Source organism: Myxococcus sp. CA039A, from assembly GCF_013336645.1.
Lineage (GTDB): Bacteria > Myxococcota > Myxococcia > Myxococcales > Myxococcaceae > Myxococcus > Myxococcus llanfairpwllgwyngyllgogerychwyrndrobwllllantysiliogogogochensis.
In genome coordinates, this window is the sequence record NZ_JABUMQ010000108.1 from 19,905 (window position 1) to 30,258 (window position 10,354).

General features: G+C 69.1%; 9 protein-coding genes. 1 reads left to right on the forward strand and 8 read right to left on the reverse strand.

The features are described from left to right. Positions 1 to 13: 13 nt before the first annotated feature. Positions 14 to 451 (reverse strand): CBS domain-containing protein, encoded by a 438-nt coding sequence (locus HR086_RS19465; RefSeq protein ID WP_141647889.1) that lies wholly within the window; start codon positions 449 to 451, stop codon positions 14 to 16. A gap of 150 nt (positions 452 to 601) precedes the next feature. Continuing rightward, positions 602 to 1,207, reverse strand: coding sequence for an RNA polymerase sigma factor (locus HR086_RS19470; protein ID WP_174466353.1), 606 nt, complete (start codon positions 1,205 to 1,207; stop codon positions 602 to 604). 138 nt (positions 1,208 to 1,345) lie between these two features. Here HR086_RS19470 and HR086_RS19475 point away from each other — a divergent pair, with 138 nt between their 5' ends. Further along, positions 1,346 to 1,729: a PleD family two-component system response regulator gene (locus tag HR086_RS19475; RefSeq protein ID WP_174461526.1), complete on the forward strand. Its 384-nt coding sequence runs from the start codon at positions 1,346 to 1,348 to the stop codon at positions 1,727 to 1,729. Positions 1,730 to 1,733: 4 nt separating this feature from the next. Here HR086_RS19475 and HR086_RS19480 read toward each other — a convergent pair whose 3' ends face one another. From HR086_RS19480 to HR086_RS19505, 6 genes are all read right to left on the reverse strand, one after another. Next, a complete protein-coding gene (locus tag HR086_RS19480; RefSeq protein WP_174466354.1) occupies positions 1,734 to 5,900 on the reverse strand; it encodes a protein kinase in 4,167 nt (1,388 codons plus the stop codon). A 141-nt stretch (positions 5,901 to 6,041) separates the two neighbouring features. Then, positions 6,042 to 6,818: a ZIP family metal transporter gene (locus HR086_RS19485; protein ID WP_141647885.1), complete on the reverse strand. Its 777-nt coding sequence runs from the start codon at positions 6,816 to 6,818 to the stop codon at positions 6,042 to 6,044. A 45-nt stretch (positions 6,819 to 6,863) separates the two neighbouring features. Further along, a complete protein-coding gene (locus HR086_RS19490; RefSeq protein WP_174453085.1) occupies positions 6,864 to 8,117 on the reverse strand; it encodes a COG3014 family protein in 1,254 nt (417 codons plus the stop codon). 45 nt (positions 8,118 to 8,162) lie between these two features. Next, positions 8,163 to 8,771, reverse strand: coding sequence for a penicillin-binding protein activator LpoB (lpoB, locus tag HR086_RS19495; RefSeq protein ID WP_174461529.1), 609 nt, complete (start codon positions 8,769 to 8,771; stop codon positions 8,163 to 8,165). Positions 8,772 to 8,785: 14 nt separating this feature from the next. Beyond that, positions 8,786 to 9,616 carry a hypothetical protein gene (locus tag HR086_RS19500; RefSeq protein ID WP_174461530.1) on the reverse strand — a complete coding sequence of 277 codons (831 nt, stop codon included), beginning with the start codon at positions 9,614 to 9,616 and terminating at the stop codon, positions 8,786 to 8,788. A 15-nt stretch (positions 9,617 to 9,631) separates the two neighbouring features. Then, positions 9,632 to 10,198 (reverse strand): hypothetical protein, encoded by a 567-nt coding sequence (locus tag HR086_RS19505; RefSeq protein ID WP_141647881.1) that lies wholly within the window; start codon positions 10,196 to 10,198, stop codon positions 9,632 to 9,634. Positions 10,199 to 10,354: the final 156 nt, after the last annotated feature.

Here is a 10,354-nt window from a genome sequence, read left to right on the forward strand (position 1 = left end):
CCCACCCTCCCGTTCAAGGAGCGGAGACTCCCGCCGAGTCATCCCTGCGCGCCGAGGCCGCATCCAGCAGCCGCGCCGCCATGCGCATGAAGTCGGCCTCGGTGACGATGCCCACCAGTCGCCTGTCCCTGTCCACCACCGGAAGACAACCGAAGCGGTGGTCCAGGAGCTTGTAGATGCCGTCCCGCACGGGCAGGTCCGACCTCACCATCTCCACATCCCGCGACATGATGCGCGCGACGGAGATGGGCTCCGACTGATGCGCCGCGAGCTGACGCGCCAACGCGCGAATCAAGTCACGATGACTCACCAACCCCACCAGCCGTCCCTCGCGAACCACCGGCAGGTGACGGATGTGGTTGAGCTTCAGCAGGTCATCCACGCGGACCAGGTCATCGGTCTCTTCCAGCGTGACGACATCCCGGGTCATCAGGTCGCCCACGGTGAGCATGACAAGGCCCCTTTCGCCGCGGTCCACGAGCCTCGCGCGCACCATGCGCCGCTCGGGCCGAGTCCCCTCAAGGGTGCGCCCGCGCCCCGGTTCGCGCAGCGACAGGGCGGGCAGGCGGGCGGGGGCCGGCGTCCCCTCATGCCCCGGGCGTCACGCGCTGGAAATCAGACGGTCATCCCGCGCCAGCTCACGCAGCCGCTCCTTCAGACTCTTGAACTGTTGGCGCAGGACGGCCGCCTTCCGCTGGAGCCCCTCCGAGGACTGGGTGCCCCCCATTTCCCGAGCGACGTCGAGCCAGGACATCCGACGGTCCACGCGCAGCAGCAGGAGGTTTCGTTCTCCGGGCTCCAGCTGCGCGCGCAAGGAGCGGAAGCGGTCCTTCACGGGGGTCTGGAGCCAGGGCGCCGTGCCTGAACGCTCGACGTGCATGAGATCGACCATCTCCCGGCTCGCCACCCGCTCCCTCCTCGGCGAGAAGGCGGTGGCCATCCGGTACGCGACATTCCGCGCCACGCGATAGGCCCACGTCCTGAAAGTACTCTCCCAACGAAAGCCTGGCAGGTCCCTCACCAGGCTCTCGCAGAAGATGCTGAAGGCCTCTCGCGCCTGCTCCGGCTCTCGCAACAACGTCCCCAGGAGTCTTCGTATCTCCGGGCCATATCCCTCCACCGCGGCTTCCACGGCGCCCGCCGTGTCCTCCAGGGTGCAGCGCTCGCGAATCCTCTGCTCCAGCGCCTCTCGTTCCTTCGGCGACATTCTTCACACCTCCGAGCGGATGGAATGGCTTGCACCGTCATCGTGACGAACGCGGAGTCCCGATGAATTCACATCCATGTCGTCGCGTCCCCATCCCAGTGGAACAGCGGCATGGCCGCCTCACCCCGAGACACCCGCATGCCTCTCATCCTCCTCGTCGACGATGATTCGACCCTCCTCGAAATCTACACCGAGGCTCTCGGAGAACTGGGCTGTGAGGTCGCCTCCGCGCCGAATGGTGAGGTGGCCCTGTCGCTCGCGCAGTCGCTGAAGCCAGACCTCATCCTCACCGACGTGATGATGCCGGGAATGAGCGGCCTGGAGCTTTGCGGGAGGCTGCGCACCGATGAACGGCTGTGCCGCATTCCGCGCATCGTCCACAGCAGCATGGAGTGTGGACCTGGCGCCGCGGATGAAGTCTTCCTGCGCAAGTCCGGTGAGCTGTCCGAGCTTTTGCGGTGTGTCACCAGGTGTCTCGCGCATGGCGACCCGCCGCCCTCCGAGCTGTCATCGGCGGCGTGAGCCGTCAGTCCCACTCCGCCAGCAGCGCACGCGCGGCCCAGGCATCCGCGAGCGCCTGGCTCCCTGAAAAGACTTCCTTCAGCGACTCCAGCAGCACGCGCGCCTCCGCCGCTTCATCGGTGTGCCGCGCAAGCCTCGCCAACTCCACCGCCGCGCCCAGCTCATGCAGTCGCGCGCCTGTGTCTCGAGCCACCGCGAGCGAGCGTCGGAAGCACTCGCGCGCCTCGCCCATGTCCCCTCGCAGCAACAAAAGCTGCCCGTGGACTCGCAACAACGTCGCCAGGGGATGGCGCGCCACGCGCCCTTCCACATGGACCCGCGCCTGACTCAAGGCGGCCAGCCCCTCGTCGACCTTCCCTCCCGCGAGGTATGCGCGAGCCAGCGTCGTCAGGCACGCGCCCTGGAGCAGCGTCGCGCCCAGCGAGTTCATCAACGCGATTCCCTCGTGGACACGCGCGACGCCGCCCTCCACGTCTCCGAGGACCGCCAGGGAGAGCCCGTGCAGGCAGATGCTCCCCACCAGGGGCAACGGAAAGCCGTACTCGACACAGAGGCCCACGGCCCGCCCTGACACCTCCAGCATTGTCGCCGGGTCTCCACGCTCCAGCGCCAGCATCGCTCCGAAGACGGACACCGTGGCGATGGCATAGGGATGGCTCATGGACTCGGCGAGGGCGAAGGCCTGCGCCTGCGTCGCGAGCGCGGTGTCGGTGTGCCCCAGCACCAGCTCGCTCACCGCCAGGTACATCAGCGCATGCAGGCACTGCTCGGAGGCATGGCCCAGCCGCCCACCGCGAATCTGCGCGAGCTGCTCCGCCACTCCCTCCCGGCCCAGCAGGGCCTTCACCTCCAGGCCATGGCTTCGACACGATGTGTAGTCCGCGCGCCAGAACGCCTGACTGTTGAGCGCGCCGTGCAGCACCACGCGCGCCTCCAGGTCCGCGTGCTCGTCTCCCTGGCAGCGGAAGAGCTCCGCGAGGCGGTCCATGCCTTCACCATCCCCTCGCACCAGCGCGATGTTCCACAGTCCCCAGAAGAGCGACGTGGGGATGCATTGAGATGGGTCACACAGCGCGGCGGCCCGGGTGAAGGCGTCCTCCACCTCGCGCGTTCCGAAGCCCTTCGAGGCCACCAGCGCCTGTCCCAGCTCGACGCGCAGCACGATGTCGAACTCATCCCGCTCGCGAGAGGGAGGCAACAGCTCCAGTTGTCCCAGCGCCCGCGAGTAGTGGCTGATGGCCTCCGGGAAGGCCGACTTCGCGCCCGCGAGCTGGCCCGCGCTCCGCCAGAACTCCGCCGCCTGGCGCGTCAGCCCCGCGAGCGTGGCGTGGTGGGCCACCAGCTCCGGCTGCTCCTCCACCACCTCGGGGAACTGCTCGGAGAGCACCTGCACGACACGACCGTGGTAGCGCTGGCGCGTGCTGCGCAAGAGCGACTGGTAGGCCGCTTCCTGGATGAGCGCGTGTCGGAAGGCGTACGTGGTGCATGGCGGCTGGCCCTGCCGGAAGAGCAGTCCCGCCTCTTCCAGTCGCTCCAGCTCCGGCTCCAGCTCGTCTTCCCGGAGGAAGGACACCGCGCGCAGCGTCTCGTAGTTGAACTCGCGCCCCAGCGTGGCCGCGAGCTGCACCTGGGAGCGCTGCCGGGGAGGAAGCTGGTCCAGACGCGCAAGGAGCAGCTCGTGCAGCACCGCGGGCACCGCGGAGAGCGTCTCACCCGAGTCCCCTCGCACGGCCTCCTGCACCACCACCACCCGCGTCAGCTCCTCGACGAAGAGGGGGACTCCGTCAGTCCGTGACACCAGTCGCGCCACCGTCTTCGGAGTCAGGGCGCGCTGGCCCGCGACCTCGCGCACCAGCGCCGCGGTGGCCTCGGGAGGTAGGGGCTCCACATCCAGGAAATGGAGCGCCGCGTGCTCGCTCCACACCTGCGTGACGCCCGGGCGCGCGGTGAGCAACACACACAGGCGAGTCCCCTCCAACCGCTCCAGCAGAACTCCGAGAAACTGGAGGGTGGAAGGGTCCGCCCAGTGCAGGTCCTCCACCACCAGCACCACCGGCCTGCGCACGTCCTCGTGACGGAACACCTCCACCAAGGCCTTCATCATCGCGGCCCGCTGCCGCTCACCGGACAGGTGCAGGAAGGGCGAGCCTTCCGGAACAGGCAGCGACAAGAACGAAGCGAGCGGACACGAGAGCTCCACGTCCACGCCCAGCACGCCCAGACGCTCCACCAGACGCGCGAGCTTGCGCTCGGGAGCGTCGTCGCGGGCGAAGCCCAGGAAGCGCTGGAACCAGTCGATGAGCGGATGGAAGGCGCTGCCCGTTCCCCGCACACCACACTGACAACGCGCCCAGGTGCTCGTCCCCGGTGCCTCCCGGTCATGCAGCTCCTGGACAAGTCGCGACTTGCCGATGCCCGCGTCCCCTCGCACCAGGACGCCCACGCCGCGTCCACTCAGCGCATCGGCCCGCCACGTCGTGAGCCGCTGGAGTTCCCGCTCGCGGCCCACCAACGGCGACAACGCGCCGACCACCAGGGCCCGGTCGAACCGGCTCGCACCCGGCCGCTCTCCCAGCGCTTCATGCACGTCCAGCCATGACGTGCCCGACAACCCCTCGAAGGCCCAGGCCCCCAGTGAGCGCGTGCGGATGCGGCCTCGCACCAACGCATGCGTGCCCTCGGTGAGCAGCACCGCGTCGGGCCCCGCCTGTGCGGCCAGCCACGAGGCCACCTTGGGCGCCTCGCCCTGCATGGGAGGCGCCGTGCCGTGCAACAGCGGCGAGGCATCCGCCAACGCCACGCGGTCCGTGTGCAGCCCCACCTTCACCACCACACCCGGAGGCCCCAGCCCCGCGAGCTCACCGGGAAGCACCTCTTGCAGCCGCAGCGCCGCGCGCACCGCCCGCTCCGAATCCCCCTCGCGCGCCACGGGAAAACCGAAGCACGCGAGCACCTCCGCGCCCACCGCGAGCGTCATCGCGCCCTCGTGCTCGTGGATGATGCGCGTGCAGCCCTGGTGGAAGGCGCCCTCCAGCTCGCTGCAATCCTCCGGGTCCAGGCGCTCCATGCCACCGCGCTCCTGCGCGAGCCGGCACGACACCAGCGTCACCAAGCGACGACCGGAGATGCTCGAACGCGAGGCCGAGTTGACGTCCAGCGCCAGCAGCCGACGCAATCCGCGCAGTCGCTCCAGCAGCTCGCCTCCGTTCGCCGGCCGCTCCGCCGGGTCCTTCGCCAGCGCCGAGGCCACCAGACGCACGAGTTCCTCCGGCAACCCGGGACATCTCCAACTCACCGAGGGCATGGGTTGGGAGGAAGGGATGTGCAGGCGCAGCTCGGCGGCCTTCGAGCGCGGCAGCGGGTGCTCTCCGGTGAGCAACTCGTAGAGCAACAGCCCCGCGGCCCACACGTCGGCCCTCGCGTCCGGAGGCTCTCCCCGCCACTGCTCCGGAGCCATGTACGCGGGAGTCCCCGCGCGCGCGGCTTCGGGCGCCAGGGCGGGTCCGGCCGGTGAGCGCGCGAGGCCGAAGTCGAGCAGCTTCGCCCTGCCATCCGCGAGCACGAAGACGTTGGCGGGCTTGAGGTCGCGATGCACCAGTCGCCGCTCATGCGCATGCGCGAGCCCCGCGGCCACGTCCGTCATCAGGTCCAACGTGCGCCGCAAGTCGGGTCGCTCCCGGCGCAGCATTCGCTGCAGCGATTCGCCCTCCAGGAACTCCATCACCAGGAAGGGCACGCGCAGCGGCATCTCCTCGCCTTGCGCCAGCGTCCCGGTGTTCCACGCGGACACGTCATGGATGCGGACGATGTTCTCGTGGTCCAGCCGGGCAATCGCCTGCGCCTCCTCGCGCAATGCGGCCAGCAGCGAGGGCGTCGCGAGGCCCCGGTGCGCGGCGAGGAACTTCAGCGCCACCGTGCGCCACAGCTCGTGGTCCACCGCGCGAAACACCTGCCCCATGCCGCCGCCGCCCAGCAGACCGAGGACCTCGTACCGACGGCCGTCCAGGCCTCCCAGCCTGTCTCCCGGGAGAGGCACCGGACTCGCGGAGCCTCCATGGATGAGGCCCTGGAGCACCGCGTCCTCGAACTCCGAGCCCGCGTGCGTGGGGGCATTCCCCGCGCCGGGGGAGACCATGCCCGGGCCCTCCGCCACGCCACTGGGTGTGCTCATCGCTTCCGGCCCTCCGTCGAGGCACCGTCCGCCCGGCCGTCAGCCCAGGCGCGTGCGGCCCCTCCCTGGTGGAGAGAGCACCGAATGACGGTTTGTGACGAAACTCCGGAGCGCGAGGCTTTAGCGCACGAGCGAGCAGGCTCAGTGCGCCGGATGCCCCATCAGACGCGCGAGCCCGAACATCAGGGCCAGTCCCACGAACAGCGCCAGCACGTTGCGGCCCGGCTGGTCCTTGCCATGCCGGTGCACGTGCGGCAGCAGGTCCGACACGGCGATGTAGAGGAACGTGCCCGCGGAGAAGGCCAGCGCCTTGGGCGCCATGCTCTCGAAGCGCAGCACCGCGTCGAAGGCGAAGTACAGCAGCGCGCCCGCCGGCACCATCAACCCGTACAGCACGGAGAGCAGGAGGATGGAGCTTCGCGAGCGCCCCTCCGTCTTCAGGATGGAGGCGAGCGACAGCGCGGAGGGGACCTTGTGCGCGACGATGGCCAGGAGCGCCATCAACCCCACGCCCTCCTCCACCGCCGAGCCCAGGGCGATGCCGTCGAACAGCGTGTGCGTGGACAGCCCGAGGAACGCGGTGAGCCCCAGCACCTGCCCGGCCTGCGCGGGGGAGCGCCCGCTGCCGGACATGTGGTCTCCGGGCAGGTCCTCACCCGCGTGCGCCACCAGGTAGCGCTCCAGCACGAGCAGGAAGACGAAGCCCGCGGGCACCAGCGCGAAGGCCCACCAGCCCCCGCCCTCGTACGCCTCCGGCAACATGTGGAAGAAGGCCGCGCCCAGCATGACGCCCGCGGCGAAGGCGAGGAAGCGGACCAGCTGCGTGGGCCGCTGATTCCACAACACCACCATCGCGCCAAGCAGCGCGCCGATGACGACGATGAGGGAGTAGAGGGCCACCGTGGCCAGGACCGACATGGGGCGCGCACCCTACAACAAAACCGCCACAACAAAACCGCCGACTCAGTAGCGCCGCACCACCACCAACCCTACCCGGCCCGGCTTCACGTCCACCGTGTGCTCCGACACCCGTCCCCCCGCTTCTACACGGACCGTGTGGCTCCCCGCCGGCACCCGGAAGCGCGCCACCTGGAACTCAGCGGGCAAGGAAAGCCAGGAGCGCAGGTCTGGCGCATTGCCAGCGTTGAGCAGGAGGAAGGCCAGCACGCCCAGCTCCTCGCTCTTGGTCGCGGCGCCGAGGCCCGCCGCCAGGCCCGCCTTCACCGCCACGCTGGCGAGCTGCTTGGCCAGCATCCCGCCGATGCGGGTGTCCAGGTGGAGCCGCGCGACGTCCGCAAGGGACGTCACCGTCACCGCCCGCTCGTCCTGGTCGCCCAGCTGCACGCGCACCGACGGCGCGCTGCCCCGGTCCCGGTAGACGGGCACCTCGATGAGGTTGCCGCCGGTGCCGTAGTCGCGGGACGTGGGCTGCTTCTCCGGCGACAGCCCCGCTTCCACCACCACGACGACCTGGGACTCGTCACGGGCCAGGGGCGGATGGGCCACCTCCGGGTACTTCTCCTTCAGCGCCGCGTAGACGTCATCGCGGCCGGTGGACTTCGACAGTCGCAGCAGGGGCTCCACCAGCGCGCCCAGCCGGGGCTCCAGCTCGTACGCCTTCGCGTAGTCGATATAGGCCGAGTCCCAGTCGCGCTGGTCCTCGCGGATGACACCGCCCAGGTAGCGGGCGATGGCGAGCTGCTGGTACGGCTTCTTCTCCTCGGTGACCATCTTCTGGAGGCGCTCGTTGACCTGACGCACCTCCACCATGGCCGCCTCGTCGTCTCCCAGCTCCGCGTAGTTGAGAGCCTGGACGACGGAGATCATCAGCTTCTCGAAGTCCTCGCCGCGGTAGGCGCGCTGACGCTCGTTCGTCACGAGCGCCCCCGCCTCCTCGCTGACGGAGACGCCGTCGAGCCGTGCGCTGAGCTGCTCCGCCTCCTCCATCACCTTGTTGCTCTCCGCCCACTCGCCAGCGGCGTGCAGCACCATGCCCTTGTCCAGGAGCACGAGCAGCGCGTCCTTCTCCGAGCCCTCTTTCGAGACGGCGTCGAGCCCCACCAGCGCGCCCGGATAGTCTTCCGACTGATAGGACACGCGGACGCCGCGCGTGCGCGCCACGTAGTCGCCCGCGCAGCCAGTCAGCAGGAGCACGCTCGCCAGCGCGAGCACGCCCCCACCTCGAGGGCGCGCCAGGTGGCGGAGAAGAGAGGTCATGAGCAGTCGAGCCTTCGCGTGGAGCCAGCGGCTTGCGTCAGCCTGCTACCAGCTGACGCCGCGCTTCTCGAACTTCTTGCGGATCTGCTTCTCGTCCGTCCACTCGATGAGGCCGGTGCGCACGTTGCTCAGCTTCGCCGTCATCTTGTAGTACACGAGCTTGTCGCGGCCGACCTCCTGGATGATGGAGGCCAGGTCTCCCGTCATCATGAAGTCCACGGACACCTGCGCGCCCGGGCCCTTGGCAGCGTTCGGGTCCACGTAGCCCGACTGCTGGTACTCGTACTCCTCCGCGATGTCCTGGCGCGCGGCCTGGTCCACCATGGCGAAGCGGCCCGTCTGCGCGAGCGCCGTCTGAATCTTGTCGCCCAGCGAGCGCATGTCGATGTGCTCGGACGTGCTGTTCTTCAGCTTGCCCACGAGGACGATGGGCAGCGAGCCGTCCGGACGCGGCGTGGAGAAGCGCGGCGAGTTGGCCAGCGACTCCGCCATCTTCTTGGCGATGAGCTGCAGGTCGTTCTCGTTGAACTGGTCCGACAGCATCTCGATTTCGTTCGGGTCTTCGTACGACCCGCGCGTGTACGCGCGCGGGCCAGTGCACGCGACGAGCGAGGCGGCGAGGCAGGCGGTCAGGATGAGGCGATGGGTCTTCATGGTGCGTATGACTCCTAGTTCCATTCGCATTCGAAGCGGCTGCCCTCGAAGTTCCATTTGTAGTTGAGCACCGCGTCACGGCGGTACCCCGCCGTCAGGCGGCACAGGCTCATGAGCGAGGCGCGGGGATAGTCGAAGGTGTAGCTCTGCGACTTCGCCCGTTCCTGCGGGGTGAGCTGGGAGGGATGGGTGAGCGTGGGGCTGGCGCTGGCGACCACCAGCACGTTGTGCTTGCCGTACGTCTTCAGCGGCACCCGCCCGGAGAGCTGAACGCGGCGCACCGTGCGCGCGACGAGGATGTCGCTGCGGTCCACCGTCGTCTCGTGGCGGTTGCGGCGCTGGAGCAGGTCCGTGATGTTGGCGCTGAAGACGCGGGTGAGGTCCCCGTCGTCGACGAAGAAGTAGAGGAACGCCTCGCGCGCGACGCGGCTCTCGCCGGTGAAGTCCATCGTCACCAGCAGCTCCAGCTCCCGGTTGGGCGCGATGCCGTGGCGCGACACCGCCGCGAGCACGTTCTTGTCCACCCCGGCCTTCTTCAACTTGATGAGGCCGTCCGCGCTGGCGTCACATGCGCAGCGCCGCTCTTCAATCATCTTCACCAACTGCGCGGGCTCGAAGCCGGCCTGGGACAGCTTGGTCAGCTCCTCATCCGTGAGGGGAAGCTGGTCCGAGCGCTCGTAGATGCGCGGCAGCTGGTTCGGGTCCCACTGGATGATGTTGTAGGTCTGCGTGGTGCCCGTGGGGAAAGGCAGGGAGACCTGCGGACCTCCTCCCGTGGAGGAGAGGCTGACGGGGGCCTGACTGGAGGCCAACGCCAGCGTGGCTGCGAGCACTTGGGCAATCATGGCGAGCGACCTCCCCTAGAACCTGTAACCGATGGACATGCCCAGCCGGTGCGTCACGCCGCCACCGCCAATGGGGATGTCCGGGTTGTAGTTGAGCCCCAAGAGGATGTTGTCCCGGTGGCCCATCAGAATCTCGGCGCCCACCTGGGGGGAGATGCCGAAGCGAAGCCCCTCCGCCTCGGGAATCACGATGGCGCCAGCCCTCAGGCCCGCGGTGAACACCAGCGGCCAGCCCCAGGTGCGGAACTTCGGTCCCACCATGCCGATGAAGCGACCACCGTCGAAGACATAGGCGGCGCTCGCGTCAAGCGAGAACCAGTCCGCGCCCCACAGCGACAGCGTGGCGCCCACGTACAGCGGCGGGCCCGACGGCGCGTCCTCGGGGGGCTCCTTGTCATTGATGGCCGCACCCCAGTCGAGCTGGAGCGACACGCCCTGGCTGTTCGAGCCCGAATAGCCGCCCTTGCCATACTCGGATTCCTCGGGCCCATCCGTGCGGCCCCGGTCCTGCGCGGCCGCGGTCAACGGCGCCGCGACGGCCAGCGACAGAAGGGCTCCGCACAACCTGGAATGACGCTTCATCTCGAAGACTCCCACATGCGGTAGGTGCGAAAATTCCAACGCAACGACGGTGCGGCGTCACCAATATTCAAAACACCCTTCCGGCAAGCAAGGGCTCCCTGTCTCTGTCGCACCGTCTCAGGAGGTGCGAGGGCCCGTGGGAGGGAGGTCCTGGGG